21 protein-coding genes and 1 pseudogene are annotated in these 21,847 nt (G+C 69.4%); 14 read left to right on the top strand and 8 right to left on the bottom strand.

Annotation, left to right across the window (positions count from 1 at the left end; all coding sequences use genetic code 11):
• Nucleotides 1-117 precede the first annotated feature (117 nt).
• Nucleotides 118-1,146, top strand: coding sequence for an anthranilate phosphoribosyltransferase (trpD, locus tag KXD97_RS26035; protein WP_260758155.1), 1,029 nt, complete (start codon nucleotides 118-120; stop codon nucleotides 1,144-1,146).
• On the opposite strand, the pseudogene KXD97_RS26030 reads toward trpD, so the two are convergent.
• Nucleotides 1,084-2,889, bottom strand: a pseudogene (locus tag KXD97_RS26030) (DEDD exonuclease domain-containing protein); the annotation flags it as partial. The gene trpD and the pseudogene KXD97_RS26030 overlap by 63 nt on opposite strands.
• A 124-nt stretch (nucleotides 2,890-3,013) precedes the next feature.
• Between KXD97_RS26030 and KXD97_RS26025 the strand changes: the two are divergent.
• The 4 genes from KXD97_RS26025 to KXD97_RS26010 all read left to right on the top strand — a co-directional run bounded on the left by KXD97_RS26025 (nucleotide 3,014) and on the right by KXD97_RS26010 (nucleotide 6,474).
• On the top strand, nucleotides 3,014-3,256 hold the full coding sequence (locus tag KXD97_RS26025; RefSeq protein WP_260753541.1) for a hypothetical protein: 243 nt from the start codon (nucleotides 3,014-3,016) through the stop codon (nucleotides 3,254-3,256).
• A gap of 152 nt (nucleotides 3,257-3,408) precedes the next feature.
• Nucleotides 3,409-4,545 (top strand): peptidoglycan hydrolase RipC, encoded by a 1,137-nt coding sequence (gene ripC / locus KXD97_RS26020; RefSeq protein WP_260753540.1) that lies wholly within the window; start codon nucleotides 3,409-3,411, stop codon nucleotides 4,543-4,545.
• On the top strand, nucleotides 4,514-5,341 hold the full coding sequence (locus KXD97_RS26015; protein ID WP_260753539.1) for a peptidase: 828 nt from the start codon (nucleotides 4,514-4,516) through the stop codon (nucleotides 5,339-5,341). Before ripC ends, KXD97_RS26015 begins: the two co-directional genes overlap by 32 nt.
• A complete protein-coding gene (locus KXD97_RS26010; RefSeq protein WP_260753538.1) occupies nucleotides 5,338-6,474 on the top strand; it encodes a glycosyltransferase family 4 protein in 1,137 nt (378 codons plus the stop codon). The genes KXD97_RS26015 and KXD97_RS26010 overlap by 4 nt, the downstream gene beginning before the upstream one ends.
• On the opposite strand, the gene KXD97_RS26005 is transcribed toward KXD97_RS26010, so the two are convergent.
• Nucleotides 6,471-8,273 (bottom strand): long-chain fatty acid--CoA ligase, encoded by a 1,803-nt coding sequence (locus tag KXD97_RS26005; RefSeq protein WP_260753536.1) that lies wholly within the window; start codon nucleotides 8,271-8,273, stop codon nucleotides 6,471-6,473. The two genes, KXD97_RS26010 and KXD97_RS26005, sit on opposite strands and share 4 nt — an antisense overlap.
• A gap of 92 nt (nucleotides 8,274-8,365) precedes the next feature.
• Here KXD97_RS26005 and KXD97_RS26000 point away from each other — a divergent pair, with 92 nt between their 5' ends.
• The 5 genes from KXD97_RS26000 to KXD97_RS25980 all read left to right on the top strand — a co-directional run bounded on the left by KXD97_RS26000 (nucleotide 8,366) and on the right by KXD97_RS25980 (nucleotide 11,755).
• Nucleotides 8,366-8,755 (top strand): polyketide cyclase / dehydrase and lipid transport, encoded by a 390-nt coding sequence (locus KXD97_RS26000; RefSeq protein WP_260753535.1) that lies wholly within the window; start codon nucleotides 8,366-8,368, stop codon nucleotides 8,753-8,755.
• Between the two features lie 74 nt (nucleotides 8,756-8,829).
• Nucleotides 8,830-9,267, top strand: a complete 438-nt coding sequence (locus tag KXD97_RS25995) for an SRPBCC family protein (RefSeq protein ID WP_260753534.1) — start codon at nucleotides 8,830-8,832, stop codon at nucleotides 9,265-9,267.
• 37 nt (nucleotides 9,268-9,304) lie between these two features.
• A complete protein-coding gene (locus KXD97_RS25990) occupies nucleotides 9,305-10,546 on the top strand; it encodes an ArsA family ATPase (RefSeq protein WP_260753532.1) in 1,242 nt (413 codons plus the stop codon).
• Nucleotides 10,543-10,944, top strand: a complete 402-nt coding sequence (locus KXD97_RS25985) for a hypothetical protein (protein WP_260753531.1) — start codon at nucleotides 10,543-10,545, stop codon at nucleotides 10,942-10,944. Before KXD97_RS25990 ends, KXD97_RS25985 begins: the two co-directional genes overlap by 4 nt.
• Nucleotides 10,945-11,029: 85 nt before the next feature.
• Nucleotides 11,030-11,755 (top strand): 1-acyl-sn-glycerol-3-phosphate acyltransferase, encoded by a 726-nt coding sequence (locus KXD97_RS25980; RefSeq protein WP_260753529.1) that lies wholly within the window; start codon nucleotides 11,030-11,032, stop codon nucleotides 11,753-11,755.
• A gap of 3 nt (nucleotides 11,756-11,758) precedes the next feature.
• Here the strand turns inward: KXD97_RS25980 and KXD97_RS25975 are convergent, their stop codons facing one another.
• Nucleotides 11,759-13,033, bottom strand: coding sequence for a glycosyltransferase 87 family protein (locus KXD97_RS25975; RefSeq protein WP_260753527.1), 1,275 nt, complete (start codon nucleotides 13,031-13,033; stop codon nucleotides 11,759-11,761).
• An 84-nt stretch (nucleotides 13,034-13,117) separates the two neighbouring features.
• Between KXD97_RS25975 and KXD97_RS25970 the strand changes: the two genes are divergently transcribed.
• From KXD97_RS25970 to KXD97_RS25960, 3 genes are read left to right on the top strand one after another with little or no spacing between them, the layout of a single operon-like run.
• The gene (locus tag KXD97_RS25970) at nucleotides 13,118-14,008 is read left to right on the top strand and encodes a hypothetical protein (RefSeq protein WP_260753525.1); all 891 of its coding nucleotides are present in this window, start codon (nucleotides 13,118-13,120) and stop codon (nucleotides 14,006-14,008) included.
• A complete protein-coding gene (locus tag KXD97_RS25965; RefSeq protein WP_260753524.1) occupies nucleotides 14,009-14,503 on the top strand; it encodes a polyadenylate-specific 3'-exoribonuclease AS in 495 nt (164 codons plus the stop codon).
• A gap of 33 nt (nucleotides 14,504-14,536) precedes the next feature.
• Nucleotides 14,537-15,925 carry a class II 3-deoxy-7-phosphoheptulonate synthase gene (locus KXD97_RS25960; RefSeq protein WP_260753523.1) on the top strand — a complete coding sequence of 463 codons (1,389 nt, stop codon included), beginning with the start codon at nucleotides 14,537-14,539 and terminating at the stop codon, nucleotides 15,923-15,925.
• Nucleotides 15,926-16,002: 77 nt separating this feature from the next.
• On the opposite strand, the gene KXD97_RS25955 is transcribed toward KXD97_RS25960, so the two are convergent.
• On the bottom strand, nucleotides 16,003-17,232 hold the full coding sequence (locus KXD97_RS25955) for a protein kinase domain-containing protein (RefSeq protein ID WP_260753514.1): 1,230 nt from the start codon (nucleotides 17,230-17,232) through the stop codon (nucleotides 16,003-16,005).
• 82 nt (nucleotides 17,233-17,314) lie between these two features.
• Here KXD97_RS25955 and KXD97_RS25950 point away from each other — a divergent pair, with 82 nt between their 5' ends.
• Nucleotides 17,315-17,719: an Rv2175c family DNA-binding protein gene (locus KXD97_RS25950; protein WP_260753512.1), complete on the top strand. Its 405-nt coding sequence runs from the start codon at nucleotides 17,315-17,317 to the stop codon at nucleotides 17,717-17,719.
• On the opposite strand, the gene KXD97_RS25945 is transcribed toward KXD97_RS25950, so the two are convergent.
• From KXD97_RS25945 to KXD97_RS25930, 4 genes are all read right to left on the bottom strand, one after another.
• Nucleotides 17,640-19,217, bottom strand: a complete 1,578-nt coding sequence (locus KXD97_RS25945) for an alpha-(1->6)-mannopyranosyltransferase A (protein ID WP_260753511.1) — start codon at nucleotides 19,215-19,217, stop codon at nucleotides 17,640-17,642. The two genes, KXD97_RS25950 and KXD97_RS25945, sit on opposite strands and share 80 nt — an antisense overlap.
• 4 nt (nucleotides 19,218-19,221) lie before the next feature.
• The gene (gene idsA2, locus KXD97_RS25940) at nucleotides 19,222-20,301 is read right to left on the bottom strand and encodes a bifunctional (2E,6E)-farnesyl/geranyl diphosphate synthase (RefSeq protein ID WP_260753510.1); all 1,080 of its coding nucleotides are present in this window, start codon (nucleotides 20,299-20,301) and stop codon (nucleotides 19,222-19,224) included.
• Nucleotides 20,302-20,385: 84 nt separating this feature from the next.
• Nucleotides 20,386-21,102 carry an LppM family (lipo)protein gene (locus tag KXD97_RS25935; RefSeq protein WP_260753509.1) on the bottom strand — a complete coding sequence of 239 codons (717 nt, stop codon included), beginning with the start codon at nucleotides 21,100-21,102 and terminating at the stop codon, nucleotides 20,386-20,388.
• Between the two features lies 1 nt (nucleotide 21,103).
• Nucleotides 21,104-21,694, bottom strand: coding sequence for an N-acetyltransferase (locus KXD97_RS25930; protein ID WP_260753508.1), 591 nt, complete (start codon nucleotides 21,692-21,694; stop codon nucleotides 21,104-21,106).
• Nucleotides 21,695-21,847: the final 153 nt, after the last annotated feature.

Raw genomic sequence — 21,847 nt, 5'->3', positions numbered from 1 at the left:
TTGTAGTTGTCGAACTCCACCCGGGTCAGGCAATTCGTCATAATCACTTCTGTGACTACCCCTGCGCCCCATTCCACATCGGCTTCCGACGTCTCCCGGAGCGCTCCTACCTGGCCGATGATCCTGGGCAGACTGACGACGGGTCAGGGGTTGCTGGCGGGGCAGACAGCCTGGGCGATGGACCAGATCATGACCGGGACCGCAACCCCGGCGCAGATCGCCGCGTTCGCGGTTTCGATGAAGATGAAGCGGCCCACGTCGGCCGAGGTGACCGAGCTGGCCGACATCATGCTCAAGCACGCCCGCCGGGTGCCGACCGACACGATCGGCAACGCGACCGTGGACATCGTCGGCACCGGCGGTGACGGCGCCAACACCGTGAACCTGTCCACCATGGCCTCGATCGTGGTGGCCGCAGCCGGCGTGCCCGTGGTCAAGCACGGGAACCGGGCCGCGTCGTCGCTGTCGGGCGGAGCGGACACGCTCGAGGCGCTCGGGGTACGGATCGATCTGGGTCCCGAGGACGTCGCGCGGTGCGTGGCCGAGGTCGGCATCGGCTTCGCGTTCGCCCCGCAGTTCCATCCGTCGTACAAGCATGCCGGCGTGGTGCGCCGTGAGATCGGTGTGCCGACGGTGTTCAACCTGCTGGGGCCCTTGACCAACCCGGCCGCCCCGCGGGCAGGCCTGATCGGTTGCGCCTGGGGCGACCTGGCCGAGGTGATGGCGGGGGTATACGCCACCCGCGGCTCCAGCGTGCTGGTGGTGCACGGTGACGACGGGCTCGACGAGCTGACCACCACCACGACGAGCACGATCTGGCGGGTGCAGGCCGGCACGGTGGAGCGATTGACGTTCGACCCGGCCGCGTTCGGCTTCGCCCGGGCCGACATCTCCGAACTCGTCGGCGGTGACGCCGAGGCCAACGCGGCGTCGGCCCGCGCGGTGCTCAGCGGCGCCAAGGGGCCGGTGCGCGATGCCGTCGTGCTCAATGCCGCCGGCGCGATGGTCGCTCACGCCGGGCTATCCAGCGACGCCAAGTGGGTTCCGGCCTGGGAGTCCGGGCTCGCGCGGGCGAAGGAGGCGATCGACTCCGGGGCGGCCGAAGAGCTGCTCGCGCGTTGGGTGCGGTTCACCCAGAGTCTCTGAGCGGCGAAGCTCCGGCCCGCCGAACTGTTCGGCGAGCTGTTCGGCGGCGGCCCGCGCCGAGCGCGCGGCGGCGGCCCACGCCGCGAAGCGTCCGGCCGCGGCCAACGGTGTGCAGTAGCCGGTGTCGGTTCGCACGATCCGCACGCCGGGCTGAGTGAGCCAGCGCGCGATCAGGCCCGTCTCCTCGACCAGCGCTCCGCCGAGCGGTCCCGGAGCAGGCAGGATCGCTTGGGCGGACGCGGTGAGCGCGTCCACCACGGGCATCGGCGGAACCCCGCGGGCGGCCCCTCCGGCCGCGGCGAGCTGGCCGTGCCGGATCACCGCGAGATGCCAGCCACCGCCGCCGTCCGGTCTGGCGGCCACCAGTTCGCCGATCGCCGACAGGGCCCGAAGTCGCTGGCCTCGCCACAGCGCATCGATCGTGGCGGCGGTGTGGTCGCGCAGGCGCGCGGCCGTCTCGTACCGGTTCCGTCCGGACAGCTCGGCGATGTGGGCCAGGGCCGCCTCAAGGGCCCGGCCGCACCGGCCGTCCATGAGTGCGAGCGCATTCCGGGCCGCCGCGGCGTACGCGTCGGCGTCGGTGCCGCGCAGCGCCGGACACGGGGAGACCTCGCGCTCCGGGCAGGCCGGCCCGTGCACGGCGGTGCGGCCGAGCCGCTTGGTGCAGGTGCGCACCCCGGTGAAGCGGGCCATCAGCGCCGCGGCCTCGGACGCATCGGCCCGGGACCGGAACGGGCCCACCGCGCTGTCACTGCGCGGGGCGCGCACTGTGGAGAACCGGGGGAAGGGCTCGTCGGTCAGAGTCACCCACCACCACCGGTGCGGGAATTTCGACCGTCGGTTGTACGGCGGCGCGTGTGCGGCCAGCAGCCGCAGTTCGCGCACACCCGCTTCCAGTTCGTGGGCGCATTCGACGTGGTCGACCCTGACGGCCAAGGACGCCATCTCCTTGATGCGGGTGCGCGGGTCGGCGCCGTTGAAGTATTGGGAGACCCGGCGGCGCAGATCGACGGCGGTGCCCACGTAGAGCACCTCCTCGGACGGGCCGCGGAACAGGTACACCCCCGGGCTGCGTGGCATCGCCCGCGCGAGGTGACGCTTGCTGCGTTGCGCGGGAGTGACATCCGGCAGGTAGGCCCGCAGGTCGGCGAACGTGTGCACGCCCTGGTTGCCGACGCGCTCGATGAGCCCGTGCAGCACGTCGACAGTGGCGCGGGCGTCGTCGAGCGCGCGGTGGGTGGGGGTGGTTGTGGCGCTGAACAGTTGGGCCAGCGCGGAAAGCCGCACGCTGGGCGCCTCGTCCCGGGTGAGGACCCGGCGGGCCAGCGCCACGGTGCACAGCACCGGCGGTTTCGGCCACGGCAGGTGGTGGCGCTCGGCGGCGGCGCGGAGGAAGCCGATGTCGAATCCGGCATTGTGCGCCACCAGCACGGCGCCCCGGCAGAACTCGAGGAAAGAGGGGAGTACCGCCTCGATCCGCGGGGCGTCGTACACCATGGCCGTGGTGATGCCCGTCAGCGCGACGATCTGTGGCGGGATCGCGCGCCCGGGATCGACCAAAGTGGCGAACTCGCCCAGGATCTCGCCGCCGCGCACCTTGACTGCGCCGATCTCGGTGATCTCGTCGTGTCGCTCGCCGGACGATCGCCCGCCGGTGGTCTCCAGGTCGACGACGACGAAGGTGGTCTCGCGCAGCGTGGGGTCAGCCGTGGGATCGACATCGGCGAAGCTGAGCTGACCCATGTGCTGAACGTAGGTCCCCGGGGTGACAACTGCGGCGAGGCGGCGCCGTGCGAAACGGTTGTCGGAATCAATGTCGGAGGCCGTCGATACCGTGCGCTCGACTGCGATCGGAAGGACAGGTGCGATGGCACAGGAGCAGTGGCCGGCGGGCGAACGCCCCGACCCCGGGACTTTGAAGATCGACTGCGACGACTGCGCGGTGCGCGGGCCCGGATGCCGGGACTGCGTGGTCAGCGTGCTGCTCGGCGTTCCCGAAACGCTGCGCGTCGACGAGCGGCGGGCACTCGAGGTGCTGGCCGAGGTCGGTTTGGCGCCGCGGCTGCGGCTGGTTCCGATCCACCGTCAGGGCGGGTCCGGGGTGGCCTGACGACACGCGGCCTGCGCGCCCTTCGCGTGTCGCGGTGTCGGCTGTTAGATTTGCGGCTTCCGTTGGACAAGGCCGATGCCGTTTCGTAACCTGTTTGAGACCTAACAGCAGTTCTGGGTGGCTCGTTACGGCAATTGAAGGACGCATAAATCTTGAGGCTCGACCGCGCGCACACTAAGTCCCGTCGTATTCGGCAAACCTTCATCAGTGCGATGGCCGGCATGGCTTTATTCGGTGCGGTGCTCGCCGGAGGGGCATACGCCGACCCCGCTGAAGACGCGCTGGCAAAGCTGAATCAGCTGTCACGGCAGGCTGAGCAGACCACCGAGGCAATGCACTCCGCTCAGCTCGACCTCGACAACAAGCTCGCCATCCAGCAGGCCGCGGACGCCAAGCACGTCAGCGATGTGGCCGCGATGGAGGCGGCCAGGACCCAGCTGTCGGATTTCCAGCGCAAGGTCGACAGCCTGGCGGCGGCTCAGTACATGGGCGGCCGTACGTCGGGCTTCGACGCGATGCTGACGGCGTCCTCCCCGCAGGGGCTGATCGACCAGATGTCGGTCCAGCGGGTGATGGCCGCCGAGATGCAGTCGCAGATGGCCAACTTCCGCGAGGCCGGCCGCCAAGCCGAGGTCGCCGAGCAGGCGTCCGCCGCGTCCGCCGCGGAAGCCAGGACAGCGGCCGAGCAGGCAGCAGCGGTACGTGCCGAGCTGCAGGCCAAGCAGAGCCAGCTGCAGACCCAGATCGCGATCGTCAAGGCTCAGTACGAGGCCTTGACGCCGCAGCAGCGGGAGACCCTCGCCGCCGCCCCGCCGCCGCCACCGGTGCCCGCCGCGGCGCCCGTGCCGCCGGCGCCCGGTCAGGACCCGGCCGTGCTGGCCGCACCGCCCGCGCCTCCCGCCCTCGGGGCGATTCCGCCGGGCGACGTCGCGCCCCCCGGATCGCCGGTGGCCACCACCGTCATCCAGGCCGCGCTGAGCCGTATCGGTTCGCCCTACTCGTGGGGCGGCTCCGGTCCCGGCGCCTTCGACTGCTCCGGGTTGGTGATGTGGTCCTTCCAGCAGGCTGGTATCTCGCTGCCGCATTCGAGTCAGGCGCTGGCCCGCGGGGGCCAGCCGGTGTCCAGGGATCAGATGCAGCCGGGTGACCTTGTCACCTATTACTCCGATGCGTCGCACGTCGGCATCTACATCGGCGACGGGATGATGGTGCACGCGTCCACCTACGGCACACCGGTGCGGGTCGCCCCGGTGGACAATGCGCCGATCTACAACGTCCGTAGGTACTGAGCCCTCGCGGCCCGCGGCTCGCCGCCGGGCCGCGGCTCGACGCCGGGTCGGGGCGGTGCTGGGCGCGGAGTTGCTCTGCGCGGTACTGCTGGTCGGTGGTCCAGCGGCGCCCCCTGCCGGCCCCAGCGTCGCCGCTCCGGTGATCCACACCCTGTCGGCTCCGGTCGCGGCGGCGTTGCCGGACGGCCGCACGGCCCAGCTCATCGATCTCGGCGCCGCGGGCGGCCACGACCTGCTCACCCGGATCTCGGCTGAACTGCCCGGCGCCGCGGAGGCGGTCACCGCGTTCTGGGGCCCGGACTGGCGCCCCGACATCTCGGTGGTGGTCGCCGGATCGGCCGAGCAGTTCGCCACGCTGGCCGGTGGCAGCGCCGACGTCGCGGCCACCACCACCGCCGAGCGCATCATGTTCTCCCCGGCGGCCGGCGCGATGAATGACGCCGACCTGCGGATGGTGCTGCGCCACGAGCTGTTTCACTACGCGGCCCGGGCCGACACCGCCGCCGACGCCCCGGTGTGGCTCACCGAGGGCGTCGCGGACTTTGTCGCGCGCCCGCCGGCCGAGCCGCCCGCGGTTGCGCCGACGCCGCCGACTGACGCCGAGCTGACCACACCGGGTCCCGGTCGGGCGGCGGCCTATGACAGGGCGTGGGAGTTCGCGACCTACGTGGCCGGAACCCACGGCGCCGCGACGCTGCGGGCGCTGTATGTCGCGGCGTGCGGGCCCGGCCATCCCGACGTCGCGACCGCCATCCGCGACGTGCTCGGCGACGATCTGCCCGCGGGTGCGCGATGAGACGGATCCTGTTGGTCACCAACGACTATCCGCCGCGGCGCGGTGGCATCCAGGCCTACCTGGAGGCGCTCGTCGGCCACATCGTGGAATCCGGTGGGCACCGCCTGACGGTGTATGCGCCGAAGTGGAAGGGCGCCGAGGACTACGACGCCGTGGCCGCAGCGACCGGTTACGAGGTGGTCCGCCACCCCGGCACGCTGATGGTTCCCGAGCCGACCGTCGCCCTGCGGATGCGCCGGCTGATCCAGGAACGCGACATCGACACCGTCTGGTTCGGCGCCGCGGCACCGCTGGCCCTGTTGGCGCCGCTGGCCCGTGCCGCCGGCGCGCAGCGGGTGATCGCCAGCACCCATGGCCACGAGGTCGGCTGGTCGATGCTGCCGCTGGCGCGAACAGCGTTGCGCCGCATCGGCAATGACACCGACGTCGTCACCTACATCAGCTCCTACACGCGGGGGCGGTTCGCCTCGGCGTTCGGCCCCGGCGCGGCACTGGAGCTCGTGCCGCCCGGTGTGGACACCGATCGTTTCGTCCCTGACGAGGTCGCTCGCGCCGAACTGCGGGCCCGTTACGGACTCGGGACCCGGCCGGTGGTGGTGTGTGTGTCGCGTCTGGTGCCGCGCAAGGGCCAGGACATGCTGATTCGGGCGCTGCCCGCGATCCGTCAGCGGGTTCCCGACGCCGCGCTGGTGATCGTCGGGGGCGGCCCGTACCGCACGGCGCTGCACCGGCTCGCGCACACCTTCGGAGTCGCCGAACACGTGGTGTTCACCGACGGTGTGCCCGGCGATGAACTGCCCGCACACCACGCGATGGCCGACGTGTTCGCGATGCCCTGCCGGACCCGCGGGGCCGGCCTGGACGTCGAGGGGCTGGGGATCGTCTACCTGGAGGCGTCCTCGACCGGAGTGCCGGTGGTGGCCGGGCGGTCCGGCGGCGCGCCGGAGACGGTCGTCGACGGACAGACCGGCGTCGTGGTCGACGGATGGGACGTCGGGGCGATCGCGGCGGCCGTCGGCGACCTGCTGGCCGACCCGGCCCGCGCCGCGGCGATGGGTGCCGCGGGACGGCAGTGGGTGGTCGACAACTGGCGGTGGACCAGGCAGGCGGAGCGTCTGGCGCGACTGCTCTAAGCCGTGCTGTAGAGCCCCTCGATCTCGTCGGCGAACTTGTCGGCGACCACCTTGCGCTTGACCTTCAGAGTCGGCGTCAGTTCGCCGGTGAGCACGGTGAAGTCGGCGGGCAGGATGCAGAACTTGCGGATGGCCTCGGCCTTCGACACCGCCTGGTTGGCGTTCTTGACGGCCAGGTCGATCTCGCCGACGAGGTCCGGATCGTCGATCAGGTCGGCCACGGACGCGGCCGATGCCTTGCCGTGGTGCTGCTTCCAGATCTCGAAGGCCTCCGGGTCGATGGCGATGAGCGCACCGACGAACGGCTTGGCGTCACCGACGGCCATGGCCTGACTGATCAACGGATGGGCGCGCAGCTGATCCTCCAGAACCGCGGGGGCCACGTTCTTGCCGCCCGCCGTCACGATGATCTCCTTCTTGCGGCCCACGATGGACAGGAACCCGTCGTCGTCGACGCTGCCCAGGTCGCCGGTGTGGAACCAGCCGTTGACGATCGCTTCCTTGGTGGCGGTCTCGTTGCGCCAGTAGCCGTTGAACACCACGCCGCCGCGGACGAGCAGTTCGCCGTCGTCGGCGATCGCCATGATGTTGCCCGGCAGAAGCTTTCCGACTGAGCCGACCTTGAGCTCACCGATGCGGTTGGCGGTGATCGCGGCGCTGGTCTCGGTGAGGCCGTATCCCTCGTAGATCGTCAGGCCGATACCCCGGTAGAAGTGGCCCAGGCGGGCGCCGAGAGGAGCCCCGCCGGAGATGGACGCGCGGCAGTTGCCGCCGGTGGCCGCACGCAGCTTGGTGTAGACCAGCCGGTCGAACAGCGCGTGCTTGGCCCGCAGCACCAGGCCCGGACCGCCGGTGTCCTGGGCCTTGCTCCACTCGATGGCGGTTTCCACCGCCTTCGCGAAGATCGCTCCCTTCCCGCTGTCCTGGGCGTTCATCTCCGCGGTGTTGTAGACCTTTTCGAAAACCCGCGGAACAGACACGATCACGGTCGGTTTGAACTGGCCGAACATCGGGACCAGGTTCTTGATGTCGCTGGTGTAGCCGATGGTGACACCGTTGGCGAACGCCGTCATCGACAGCGCGCGGGCCAGCACGTGCGCCAGCGGCAGGAACACCAGCAGGCGCTCACCCTTGCGGAGCAGGGTGGGGAAACAAGCGGTCGCCCCGCGGATCTCGTAGAGGAGGTTGGAGTGGGTCAGCTGGCAGCCCTTCGGGCGGCCGGTGGTGCCCGAGGTGTAGATGAGCGTGGCCGGATCGGCGCTCTTGATCGCGGCGAGCCGGCGGTCCACCTCGGCGGGGTCGACCGAGGCGCCGGCCTGGGCCAGTGCTTCCAGCGCGGCGGGCGCGGCGGTGTCGATGACCGAGACCTTGCGCAGCGCGGGCAACTCGTTGAGCATTTCCTTGACCATCAGCGCGTGCGCCTCGATCTCGACGAAGGCCAGCACCGCGCCGGAGTCCTCCAGCACCCAGCGCACCTGATCCGGTGAGGAGGTCTCATAGATGGGGACGGTCACCGCGCCGATCGACAGGATCGCGTAATCGAGGATCACCCATTCGTAGCGCGTCGCGGACAGCACCGCGACCCGGTCACCCGGCTGCACGCCTTCGGCGATCAACCCCTGTGCGGCCGAGCGGATCTGCTGGGCGGCCTGCCGGCATGTCACGTCCGTCCAGGCGCCGTTGACAAGGCGCTGGAAGATCACGTGATCGGGATTGTCGCGTTCGTGGGAGTAGACGACCGAAGCGACGTTGTCTCGCTCGCTCACGGTGAACGAGGCGGGAACGCTGAACTCACGCACGATGGAGCCCTCTCGACATATGCGGCAGTGCGGCGTCCAGCCTAGTCGGCCGGGGTGGGCGCGCGTCTGCGCATATGTGAAGCTTGTCAGCCATGAACAGCATCCAGATCGCCGACGAGACGTTCATCGCCGCCGATCCGGTGGCGGTCGGGCAGGCTGTCGCGGACAAGGCGAGCTGGTCGCGCTGGTGGCCGGACCTGCGGCTGGTGGTCGCGCAGGACCGTGGGGAGCAGGGCCAGCGCTGGACGGTGACCGGCGCGCTGACCGGCACCATGGAGGTCTGGCTGGAGCAGATGCTCGACGGCGTCATCCTGCACTACTTCCTGCACGCCGAGCCCTCCGCGGTGGCCGCGCACGATTTGGCGAGGATGAACCTGGCGAAGATGAACCACCGCAGGCGGGTGGCGGGCAAGGAGATGGCCTTCGAGATCAAGCGCAGGCTGGAGGCGGACCGTCCGGTCGGAGTGTCACGGCTGGCCTGAAGTAAGGCGGTCAGAGTCCGTCCGAGGAGGGTAGATTTCTGGCCAGCGACCAGACCACGGCAGGGAAGGTTCCAGTGGCGGACAAGACGGCGCAGACGATCTACATCGATGCTGATCCTTCTACGGTGATGGACGTCATCGCCGACATCGGCTCGTACCCGGACTGGGTCGCCGAATACAAAGAGACCGAGGTTCTCGAGGTCGACGACGAGGGCTACCCGAAGGTGGCCCGGCTTCTTCTCGACGCCGCGGTGCTCAAGGACAACATGGTGCTCGCCTACGAATGGCCCGCCGACCACAAGTCTGTGACATGGTCGCTGGTCTCGAGCACGCTGCTCAAGTCGCTTGACGGCGCATACCGCTTGGCGCCGAAGGGATCTGGCACCGACGTCACCTACGAGCTGTCCGTCGACCTGATGATCCCGATGATCGGTCTGCTGAAGCGGAAGGCTGAACGGCGTCTGACGGACACCGCACTGAAGGATCTGAAGAAACGAGTCGAGGCTGACTGAGCGCAGGGCCGCCGCCGGCGCGGACGACCCCGCCGGGGTGGCCCGGATCAGTCTGTTCGTCGGCAAGGGCGGCGTGGGGAAGTCGACGTTGGCGACCGCCACGGCCGTGCGCGCCGCACGGGCCGGGATGCGGGTTCTCGTCGTGTCCACTGACCAGGCGCACTCGACCGGCGACGTGCTGGGCGTCAACCTCATCCCGACCGGTCGGCGGGCCCCGACCCGGGTGCTCGCCGAACTCGACACCGCCGATTGCGGAGGCGGATCCCTGGATGCGCTGGCACTCGACACCCTCGCGGTGCTGTCCGAACGCTGGCGCGCAGTCGCCGGCCCGCTGGCCGCCCGGTTCCCCGACTCCGACGTCGGAGACATTGCGCCTGAAGAGCTTTCGGCCTTGCCGGGCGTGCAGGAAGTGTTGGGCCTGCACGAGGTGGGGGAGCTGGCGAACTCCGGCAGGTGGGACCTGGTGGTGGTCGACTGCGCCTCCACCGCCGACGCGATGCGGATGCTGACGTTGCCGGCCGCCTTCTCGCTGTATCTGGAGCGGGCCTGGCCCAGGCATCGCCGGCTGTCCAGCGCCGACGACGCCCGGTCGGCGGCGATGGTGGGCCTGCTCGAACGGATCGGTGCCGGAACGGAACGGCTGAGCACCCTGCTCGTCGACGGTGCGCGGGTGTGCGCTCATCTGGTCATGACGCCGGAGCGCGTGGTCGCGGCGGAGGCGGTGCGCACCCTCGGCTCGTTGTCGCTGATGGGGGTCCAGGTTGCCGAGCTGATCGTCAATCAGGTTCTGGTGCAGGATGATTCGTTCGAGTACCGCAATCTGCCCGCGCACCCGGCCTTCGACTGGTACTCGGAGCGGATCTCCCAGCAGCAGGCGGTGCTCGACGGTCTGCACCGCAAGATCGGTGATGTCGCGCTGGTGATGGTGCCGCACGTATCGGGCGAGCCGATCGGGGCCAAGTCGCTCGGCGAACTGCTCGAATCCGCCCGCAGCAGGGACGGCGCACCACCCCCCGGTCCGCTGCGTCCGGTCGTCGACCGGGAGTCGGGCGATGGTCTCGACGCGGTGTACCGGCTGCGGCTGGAGCTGCCACAGGTGGACTCGTCCGCGCTGTCGTTGGGTAGGGTCGATGACGACCTGATCATCGGCGTCGGCGGGATGCGGCGCCGGGTGCGCCTCGCGTCGGTACTGCGACGGTGCATCGTCATCGGCGCCCAGCTGCGCGGCAGCGAGCTGACGGTGCGATTCCGACCGAATCCGGAGGTGTGGCCACGGTGAGTGGGGCTCACTCCGATCTGGGGCCGGAATTACGGCAACTCGCTCAGTCGATTCTGGACAAGCTCGATCCCGCGGTCCGCCTGGCTGCTGCCCGTGCCCAGGGGGCAGACGGGGGACCCGGGCGGTGTCAACAGGTGTGGTGCCCGGTCTGCGCGCTGGCGGCGTTGATCTCCGGCGAGCAGCATCCGCTGCTCAGCGTGCTGGCTGAGCACAGCGTGGCACTGCTGACGCTGGTCAAGGCGATGGTCGACGACATCGAGCGCACCGGCGGCGGCGCACCGCCCGAGCCGGACGGCCCGCCGCCCGACGAACCCGGCCCGCCGGCTCCCGACGGCCCCTCGGGACCGTCGTCGACCCCCGGCCGCTACCAGCACATTCCGGTGAGCGTCGAAGAATAGGCGCAGCTGTGGTCGCACACACAGCGCGTAGGTAAAGTTGTCGCAGACATATTGACCGCGCCGCGGTCGGTGATCCGGAGGGTCCATGTGGTATTGGCTGTTCAAGTTCGTCTTCATGGGACCTCTGCTGACCCTGCTCGGCAGGCCGAAAGTCGAAGGGCTCGAACATGTTCCGCAGTCCGGCGCGGTGATCCTGGCCAGTAACCACCTTGCTGTCGCCGACAGCTTCTACCTGCCGCTGGTGGTCAGCAGGCGGATCACGTTCCTGGCCAAGGCCGAGTACTTCACCGGCGCAGGTCTCAAGGGCTGGTTCACCCGCTGGTTCTACACCGTTGCCGGCCAGGTGCCGATCGACCGCACCGATGCCGACAGTGCGCAGGCTGCGCTCACCACCGCCGAACGCATCCTCGCCCAGGGAAAGTTGCTGGGCATGTACCCCGAGGGCACCCGTTCCCCCGACGGCCGGCTCTACAAGGGCAAGACGGGCCTGGCCCGGCTGGCGCTGCAGACCCAGGTCCCGGTGATCCCGGTGGCGATGATCGGCACCGACGTGGTGAACCCGCCGGGGAGCAAGATGTGGAGGTTCGGGCGCGTGCAGGTCAAGTTCGGCGCCCCGATGGACTTCAGCCGGTTCGAGGGACTGGCAGGCAACCGGTTCATCGAGCGGGCTGTCATCGACGAGGTGATGTACGAGTTGATGCGCCTGTCGGGCCAGGAGTACGTCGACCTCTACGCGGCCGACATCAAACAGGGAAAAGGTGATGCGGCCGTGAAGCCGCCGACCCGACTCCCTGATGCAGCCGCCGGTTGAGCCTCAGGCTTTGACGGTTTCGTCCGCCGGTTCTGCGGCTGCAGTGCCGGCATTGCCGCGCACCGCCACGGTGCCGCACGCGATGATCACGGCCAGCGCCCACCACAGGTAGGACCCGCCCGCAAGCTGGCGCCACAGCGACGCGGTGGTCTCGCGATGTTCGGGCAGCAGGGTGATCGGGGTCCACACCATCAGCGCCAGCCCGACGGCCGCCACCGCGCTCAGGGCCAGGTTCCGCAGCCGGACGCCGAGCACGGCAGTGACCAGTACGGTCGGGAGCGCCCAGACCCAGTGATGCGACCACGACACGGGGGAGACGACGAGGCCGAACATCGCGACGCAGATCAACGCCGGGACGGGTTGGTCGGCGCGCAGCGCCCGCCGGGCCGCCCACACGGTGAGCGCGAGTACGGCGAAGCACAGCGCGACCCACACGAAGAAGCGCTCGCCCTCTCCGAGGCCGAGCCTGGCCAGCGCGCCGGCGATGTTCTGGTTGGTGTTCAGGGTCGCGGTGCCGATGCGGTCGGTGTTGCGAACCGTCTCGGTCCAGTACTCCCAGGAGTCCCGCCACGCGAACGCGAAGCCGGCCAAAGTGGCCACCACTGCCGACGCCGCGGTGACGAGCAGCGCCCGGGTGTCGCGGCGCAGCAGGAAGTACAGCAGGAACACCGCCGGTGTCAGCTTCACAGCGATCGCCAGGCCCAGCAGCACGCCCCGGGGCCACGGCGTGCGCCGTGGCACGCAGTCGGCGATCACCAGTGTCATCAGCACGACGTTGATCTGGCCGAAGTCGAAGTTGGAGCGCAGCGGCTCCAGGTACAGCACCGCCGGCGCGACGATCGCCGCCGCGAGCCAGCCCCTGCGCAGCCACGCCGGCTCGCCGGTGATGCGGGTGTCGGGCCAGACATCGAGTCGGGTCAGCACGATCACGGTTGACACCAGCAGCAGGATCAGCGTGGTCAGCGTGATCGCCACGCTGGCCGCCTCCAGGGAGAGCATCGCGAAGGGCGCGAACGCCACCGCGGCCAGTGGCGGGTAGGTGAACGGGAGCTCCAGGCCGCCCCGGGTCTGGAACATCACACCGTCGGCGTACAGCGATTGTCCGTCCAGCCAGGCGCGTCCGCCCATGCGGTAGACATCGATGTCGATGCGGTACGGAATGTGGCCCAGCAGCCGCCATCCCGCCGCGGCGAGCGCTGCGAGCGTCAGTAGCTGGAACAGCCGCCATGCCAGCCTCGGCTTCCAACCAGGCCCGCCGGGCGACTGCTGATTACTCATGTCGACGACCAGACTATCGGTGCCCACCGGCGCGTCGGCGGGTATCCCGGCCGCGACACACGCAGGTCGGCGTAAGTTCTCTGCGTGCGCACGGACCTGGACGTCGAGTTCGACTTGTTGCCACACATACCGCCGTCGCGGCTGCCGCTGGTTTGCTGCCTCGTGGCGTTCATCCTGACGTTCTTCATCACCCGCACGATCGTGCGGTACATCCGCGCGCATTCCGGCAGCGATGCACCGCGAAAGTGGTGGCAGCCTCGCAACATCTCGGCCGGCGGCGGACTGCACATCCACCACGTGGTGATCGGTGTGATTCTGGTCATGGTCTCCGGTGTCTCGATGGTGACGCTCGCTGTCGATGGGGGCGTACCCGAGTTCACCGTCGCGTCAATCCTTTTCGGCATCGGTGCGGCGCTGGTGCTTGACGAGTTCGCGCTGATCCTGCACCTGTCCGATGTGTACTGGGCCGAGGACGGACGCACGTCGGTGGACGCGGTGTTCGTCGCGGTCGCCGTCGCCGGCCTGCTGATCATGGGTTTCAGCCCGTTGTCGTTCTTCGATGTCGGGATCTGGGAGAGCGACCATTCGGTGGTCGCCCGTACCGTCGTGGTGGTGGGCGCTCTGCTCACGCTGGCGCTGGCGGTGGTCGTGCTGCTCAAGGGCAAGGTGTGGACGGGACTGGTCGGGATGTTCATCACCCCGTTGCTGTTCGTCGGTGCGATCAGGCTGTCCCGCCCGCATGCGCCGTGGGCGCGGTGGCGGTACACCCGACGACCGCGCAAGATGCACCGTGCGCTGGAGCGGGAGCGTTGGCTGCGCCGGCCGGTCGTCCAGGCCAAACTGTGGCTGCAGGATGCGATCGCCGGAATGCCGAAATTCCCCGACGACGCACTCGTCGATGAGCAGCTCGACCGCGAGATCCACGCCGCGCCCGCTCCCGGCGACAGCGCGCCCGCCGAACAGAAAGCCCTCTAATTGCGGTACTTCTATGACACGGAGTTCATCGACAACGGCCGGACCATCGAGCTGATCTCGATCGGCGTGGCAGCCGAAGATGGCCGCGAATACTACGCCATCTCAACAGAATTCGATCCCGATCGGGCTGGGCGTTGGGTGCGCAAGAACGTGCTGCCGAAGCTGCCGTCCCCGGCGTCGCCGCTGTGGCGCTCGCGCCGGCAGATCCGCACCGAACTTGAGGACTTCTTCGGCGTCGAGGGCGACGAGCCGATCGAGCTGTGGGCCTGGGTGGGGGCCTACGACCATGTGGTGCTGTGCCAGCTGTGGGGGCCGATGACCGATCTGCCGCCGGCCATGCCGCGCTTCACCCGTGAGCTGCGTCAGTTGTGGGAGGACCGCGGCAGCCCCCGGATGCCACCGCGGCCGCGGGACGCGCACGATGCGCTCGTCGACGCCAAGCACAACCTGTTCCGTTATCGACTGATCACCGAAGGCGGCGCACGCGCGCTGTGAGATGCGGTTTTGCGCCGCGGTTACCATAAACGGGTGAACTGGACCGTCGACGTGCCCATCGATCAGCTGCCTGCGCTGCCGCCGCTGCCCGAGGACCTGCGGCAACGCCTCGACGCCGCGCTCGCCAAGCCGGCACTGCAGCAGCCGTCCTGGGACGCCGGCCAGGCCGCAGCGATGCGCAAGGTGCTCGAGAGCGTGCCCCCGGTGACGGTGCCGTCGGAGATCGAGCGGCTGAAATCCCAGCTGGCCGACGTGGCCCGCGGTGAGGCGTTCCTGCTGCAGGGCGGCGACTGCGCCGAGACGTTCGTCGACAACACCGAACCGCACATCCGCGCCAACATCCGCACGCTGCTGCAGATGGCGGTGGTGCTGACCTACGGCGCGAGCATGCCGGTGGTCAAGGTCGCGCGCATCGCGGGCCAGTACGCCAAGCCCCGGTCGGCCGACGTCGACGCCCTCGGCCTGAAGTCCTACCGCGGCGACATGGTCAACGGGTTCGCGCCCGACGCCGCGGTCCGCGAGCACGATCCGTCGCGCCTGGTGCGCGCCTACGCGAACGCCAGCGCGGCGATGAACCTGGTCCGCGCGCTGACGTCGTCGGGGATGGCCTCGCTGCACCAGGTGCACGACTGGAACCGGGAGTTCGTCCGGACCTCGCCCGCGGGTGCGCGCTACGAGGCGCTGGCCGGCGAGATCGACCGTGGGCTGCGCTTCATGAGTGCGTGCCGGGTCGACGACCGCAACCTCGACACCGCCGAGATCTACGCCAGCCACGAGGCGCTCGTCCTCGACTACGAGCGGGCCATGTTGCGCATGCACACCGAGGCCGAGGAGCACCCGAAGCTCTACGACCTGTCGGCGCACTACGTGTGGATCGGGGAACGCACCCGCCAGCTCGACGGCGCCCATGTCGCGTTCGCCGAGGTGATCGCGAACCCGATCGGCATCAAGATCGGGCCGACCACGTCACCGGAGTTGGCCGTCGAGTACGTCGAGCGGCTGGACCCGAACAACGAACCGGGCCGCCTCACGCTGGTCAGCCGGATGGGCAACCAGAAGGTCCGCGACGTGCTGCCGCCGATCATCGAGAAGGTGCAGGCCTCGGGTCATCAGGTGATCTGGCAGTGCGACCCGATGCATGGCAACACCCACGAGTCCTCGACCGGGTACAAGACGCGGCACTTCGATCGCATCGTCGACGAAGTGCAGGGCTTCTTCGAGGTCCACCACGCGCTGGGCACTCATCCGGGTGGCATCCACGTCGAGATCACCGGCGAGAACGTCACCGAGTGTCTCGGTGGTGCCCAGGACATCTCGGACACCGACCTGGCGGGCCGCTACGAGACCGCCTGCGATCCGCGGTTGAACACGCAGCAGTCGCTGGAGCTGGCGTTTCTGGTCGCGGAGATGCTCCGCGGTTAGGCAGGGGCGGAGATGCTCCGCGGTTAGGCAGGGGCGGAGATGCTCCGCGGTTAGGCAGGGGCGGAGATGCTCCGCGGTTAGAGCAGGTTCGGCAGGTTGGCGCCGAGCGTCCACGCCCCGGCGGCTGCCATTCCGGTCAGCGTGATCACCGTGACCATCCAGAAGAACAGCACCCGCCGGGAGCGTTGCCGCGCCCAGTAGAACTCCTCCAGGTCGATGCCCGCGAACTGCCCTGTGGCGGGAAGGTATCCGTCGACCTCGTCGGCGTCGTCGACGGGTAGTTCGTCGCGGGTGAAAACCTTGGTGTCCCGGCTCGCCGCCCTGGGCTTGTCGAGGTTGGTGACCGTGGTGTCGTGCGCGTCGTGCGGATGGGTGGACAGCAGGTTCGCCGAGTTGTGCGACGCGGAGTTGCGCGGCGCGGGCACCCGGAAATAGGGGAGGTCGAGTTCGCGGACGATCGTCTCTAGCTGGTCGGCCATCTCGGCTGCATCGGCGAAGCGGGCGCCCGGGTCGCGCGAGGTCGCGCACTGCACCAGATCGTCGAATTGCCTTGGCACACCTCGGATCGCGGTGCTCGGCGGCGGCACGTCGCGCTCCAGGCGCTGGTAGGCGACCGCCAGTGCGCTGTCGCCGTTGAACGGTGTGTACCCGGTCAGCAGTTCGTAGATGAGGATTCCGACGGAATAGACGTCGCCGCGTGAGTCGGTGTCGCCGCTGGCCACCTGCTCGGGGGCGAGGTAGGCCGCGGTGCCGAGGATCACGCTCGTCGAGGTGATCTTGGCCTCTGCCACGGCCCGGACCAAGCCGAAGTCGGCGATCTTGACGTCGCCGTCGTCACTGATGAGCACGTTCTCGGGTTTGATGTCACGGTGCACCAGGCCGGCCGCGTGCGCCGCCGCCAACCCGCTGAGCACCGGGCGCAGCACCGCGGCGACGGCGTGCGGCGGCATCGGGCCCCGTTCGCGCAGCAGTTCCCTGAGCGTGCCGCCCTCGACAAGCTCCATCACGAGATAGGGCGGTTGCCCGGCAGATGTTCCTGCGCCCTGGTCGTACACCGCGACCAGGCCGTGGTCCTTCAGCCGCGCCACCGCCCGGGCCTCGCGCTGGAACCGGGTCAGAAAATCCTGGTCCCCGGCGTAGCGGGAGTCCATGATCTTCAGCGCGACGGGACGGTCGAGCCGTAGATCCAGGCCCCGATACACCCCGGACATACCCCCGGTGGCGATCAGCGTGTCCACCCGATACCGACCGTCCAGCACGGTCCCCGACAGCGGGCCGGCGGGCTGGTAGGTCTCCATCGGATTCATGGTACGAGCCGAGACGGCCGCCGTTGCCCCGCCGAGCCGCATGCGTCGTCGAACGGGCCCGTGTGGTCCTAGACTCTGTGCGATGAGCAGCATTCCGACTGCCGAGGACGTCCTGGATCCCGACGAAGCCGTCTATGACCTGCCTGCCGTGGCGCAGTTGTTGGGCATCGCGGTGACGAAGGTGCACCAGCAGCTCCGCGAGGGTCACCTGGTCGCGGTGCGGCGCGGGGGGATCGCCGTGGTGCCGAAGATCTTCTTCGATTCCACCGGGCACGTCCCCAAGAGTCTGACCGGGCTCCTGGTGGTGTTACGCGACGGCGGTTACACCGAGACCGAGATCATGCGGTGGCTTTTCACCCCGGATCCGTCGCTGACGATTCGCCGGGACGGTTCGACCGAGCAGCAGGCTAACGCCCGGCCGGTCGATGCGTTGCACTCGCATCAGGCTCGTGAGGTGGTTCGTCGCGCTCAGGCGATGGCGTACTGACCGGACTCTCCGGAGCCTTCGCGAGCCAGTACCACGCCGCGCCGGCGCAGGCGAACGACAGCAGCACGTGGCCCCATGAGTACATGCCGTGCGCTCCGTCGGGACGCCAGATGACGGTGATCCATGTCGAGAAGCCCGCGATCAGCGCGATCGAGCGCCTGGAGGTGGCCAGCGCGGCGATCACCGCGAGCGGCCAGGTGTAGTACCACGGCAGTGCCGCGGGTACGAACAGCACGACGACGCCCATCACGAGCGCGATGCCCATCAGTGCGTCCCGGTCGGTGTGGCGGTGACGCCACCACAGCACCGGCGCCGAGACCGCGATGATCACGATCCCGATGATCCGGGTGGTTTCCAGCACCGCATAGAAATTCACCGGGATGACGAGCCCCACCACGGAGTTCAGCAGGTTGGCGGTCGCCGTCGGGATGGTCAGCCAGTTGACGATCTTCACCGATCCCGCGAGCGCGGTCAGCCACCCCAGGCCCACACCGGCCGCCAGCGACAGCACCGCGAACACCGCGACGAAGACGACCACCGATCCCGCCGTCGCGGCCGCAAACGCCTTCACCGTGCTGAACTCGCGACGTTCCCGCAGCCTTCGGGCCCAGACCCAGACCATGAACGGAAGCGCCAGTCCCGCTGTGGCTTTCACCGCCACGGCGACCGCGATCAGGGTGACGCCGGCGACGTTACGCCCGGCCAGGCACAGCGCGATGCCGGCCATCATCAACCCGACCATGAGCATCTCGTTGTGCACGCCGCCCATCAGGTGGATGATCACCAGCGGGTTGAGCACCCCGATCCACAGGGCAGCCGCCCCGCTGGCCCCGACGTGGCGGGCGACCCGCGGCGCCGCCCAGATCAGCAGGGCCAGGCCCGGCAGCATGCACAGGCGCAGCAGCATGGTGCCGGCGACGACGTCGTCGCCGACGAGCATCGTGACGAACTTGGCGACCAGGATGAACGCCGGACCGTACGGTGCGGTCGTCGTCGTCCAGATCGGACTGACGTTGTCCAGCAATGAGTTCGGGTTCTCGACCGGGCCGACGACGTAGGGGTCGAAGCCGTCGCGCAGCAGCGCACCCTGGGCGAGGTAGGAGTACGTGTCACGGCTGAACACCGGCACGCTGAGCAGCAGCGGGGCCAGCCAGAACGCGGTGGTGGCCTTCATCGTGTACTCGGTGGCGGTGCGGTCGACGACCTGGCGGCCCAGCCACAGCCACGCCATCAGCATCAGTGCCACCCCGGCCCACAGCAGCAGCGAGGACACCACGAGGCCGTGCCCGAACCGCAGCCAGGACAGGTGCATCGATTCCAGCAGCGGATCGTGCAGTCGTGTGCTGCCCGCGCCGGTGGCCCCGACGGTGATCAGCGTCGCGCCCAGCGCACCGACCAGCGCGGGACGCGCCTGGGGGGAGAGGGTGAAGTCCTTGAGGCGCCGCAGATGATCCGATACGTCGGTGCGCGGGGACGGGGCGGGGGTCGGTGTCGTCATGCTCCTAGGCGGACCGGTTCGCGGCCAATCTGGCGAGCTCGGCCAGCCCGGCCTTGGCCACCGCGTCGATGGGTGCGGCGTTGAGGATCTCGACCGCGCGCCGGGTCAGCTTGTCGATCCGGCTCTCGACGGCGGCCAGCGCTCCCACCGATTCGATCACCAGGCAGACCTCCTTGACCTGAACGTCCGTCAGATCGGTCCCGATGGAACTGCGCAACAGTTCGGCCCCGACCGGATCATGCTTCTCGGCGAGCTCGATGGCCTCGGCCAGCAGCACGGTGCGTTTGCCGGAGCGCAGGTCGTCGCCGGACGGTTTACCGGTCACGGCGGGGTCGCCGAACACGCCCAGGACGTCGTCGCGCAGCTGGAACGCGACCCCGAGACTGGTGCCGACCTCGTGGAACGCCGACAGCACTTCCGGGCACTCGGCGGCCGCCGCGGCGCCGAGCTGCAGCGGTCGCGAGATCGTGTACGACGCGGTCTTGTAGATGTTGACCGTCAGCGCCGCCGCGACGGTCTCGGCGCCGCTGGCCTCATTGACGATGTCGAGGTACTGCCCGCCGAGGACCTCGGTGCGGATCGCCGCCCACACTCGCTGCACGCGGCGGTGGGCCTCGGCGCCGATGTCGGCGCCGGCGACGATGTCGTCGGCCCACACCAGGGCGACGTCGCCGAGAAGGATCGCCGCGGACAGCCCGAACTGCTCGGCAGAACCCAGCCAGTTGTTGTCGCGGTGACGGTCGGCGAAGATCCGGTGCACGGTCGGCAGGCCCCGGCGGGTTGCGGAGGCGTCGATGACGTCGTCATGGACCAGCGCGCAGGCGTGCAGCAACTCCAGGGCGGAGAACAGCCTGAGCACCTCGGGCCCCGGCTCCGACCCGGCGACGGCGCGCCAGCCCCAGTATGCGAACGAGGGCCGCAGGCGTTTGCCGCCGCGCAGCACGAACTCCTCGACGGCCTCGGTCAGCACGGCGTAGTCGGTGCCGATGTACGCGGCGTCTCGGCGGCGCTCCCGAAGATACTCGCGCAGCTGTTCGGTGACGGCCGCCGCCAGCTCCACGGCCGACGGTGCCGATGCATCCACGCTCAGCGGGCGCCCCTTTCTCTCATGCACACGCCCCCGACTGCTCAGCGTAGAGCCTGTTGCCCGGAAGCGAGTAGGCAAGCCCTAGTGCGCCGGTTCCTGCGGTTGCCCGGGCCGCGGGGACTGGTCCCGGTTGATGTAGGCCAGATACCCGATGACCCCGGCGACGATCAGCGAGGCGATGCCCAGCCAGATCGCGGCGCCGGTGAACGAGCGCGCGCTGGGGTCGGTGTAGCGGGCCTGCGCGTTCATCGTGCTGACCACGCCCGGCCGCATCTTCCATTCCACCACCGACGACGAGATCTGCTCGCCGTTGGTCGACGTGACCTCGCCGGGGAACGCGACGGACAGCGACACGTCGGCCTCCGGATCGCTGAGCGAGGTGAAGTCCGCCCGTCCTTCGAGGATCATCAGGTCCCCGGCGCGGCGCAGCGAGATGTCGACGCCGGCGGCGTCGCGGTTCATGCCGGCCAGCTGCGGCAGCTCGGCGAAGGTCAGATCGGAGAACACCGCCTGCGAACCGACGTAGTCGTCACGGCTGTATTCCGAGACGGCGACCTTCTGCGCGAACGGCAGGTTGTTGAGCAGTTGCGGGCCTTTGTCGTTGTCGTCGCGCGGGATGGCCGCCGCGACGATCTGGCCGGAGACCCGGTCGTCGGGGGACACGGTGAGCGAGGCCCTGACGCGCACACAGCCGATCAGCGACGGCGCGACGACCAACAGCAGCAACACCAGCGCGAGGAGACGTCTGCGGGTGCGGTGACGGGTCAGCACCGTGTCATCGTGCCAGACCGGGGCCATGTCAAAGGGGTAGCGCGCGGCCGAGGATCGCGAATGCCCGAGGATCGCCGGCGAAGTGGTAGCCGCGGATCACATCGGTGAAGCCCAGGCGGCGGTAGAGCCGCCAGGCCCGGTTGTCCTCGCCGACGATCTCCGGCGTGGACAGCAGCACATGTTGCTCGGGACGGCCGTCGAGCAGGCGCCGGATCAGGGCCTCGCCGAGACCCCGCCCCTGCGCGCGGGGATGGATGTGCAGTTCGGTCAGCTCGAAGTAGCTGCGCATCAGATCGGCGATGTGTGCCTGGTCGGCGCCGCTGCGCTGCAGGCCCGACACCACCTGCTGTTGCCACCACTGGTCGGGGGCGCCGCAGTAGCCGTAGGCGATGCCGAGCATCGGCGCGGCCGGGGAGGGGTCGGCCGGGTCGGTGCAGTCGAGTACCTCGACCGCCGCGACCGCCTTCCATCCACGCCGGTGGATGTGTTCGAGCCACATCGCCGCGCGCTGATCCTCGGTGCCGCGGGGATAACGCATCGCGTCCACATAGACCGCCAACGCATCTCTGAGGCGGTGCGCCATATCGCCGGGCGACAGATCGATCAGACGTGCCGCCAAGTGTCTGCCCCTCCTGAAGGTGAAAGTGTGACCGGCACCCATTATCGGCCGGACCGTCGTCTGGGCATCCGAGTGTGGGCATCCGACGGACGAGGTGGTGGCCGCCGTCAGCGGCGCACGTCATAGAATCGTGGGGCGAACTAGGTGGTACCG

Source organism: Mycobacterium sp. SMC-8 (assembly GCF_025263565.1).
In the GTDB taxonomy this organism is placed as follows: Bacteria; Actinomycetota; Actinomycetes; order Mycobacteriales; family Mycobacteriaceae; genus Mycobacterium.
This window is presented reverse-complemented; position numbering and strand designations above follow the sequence as displayed.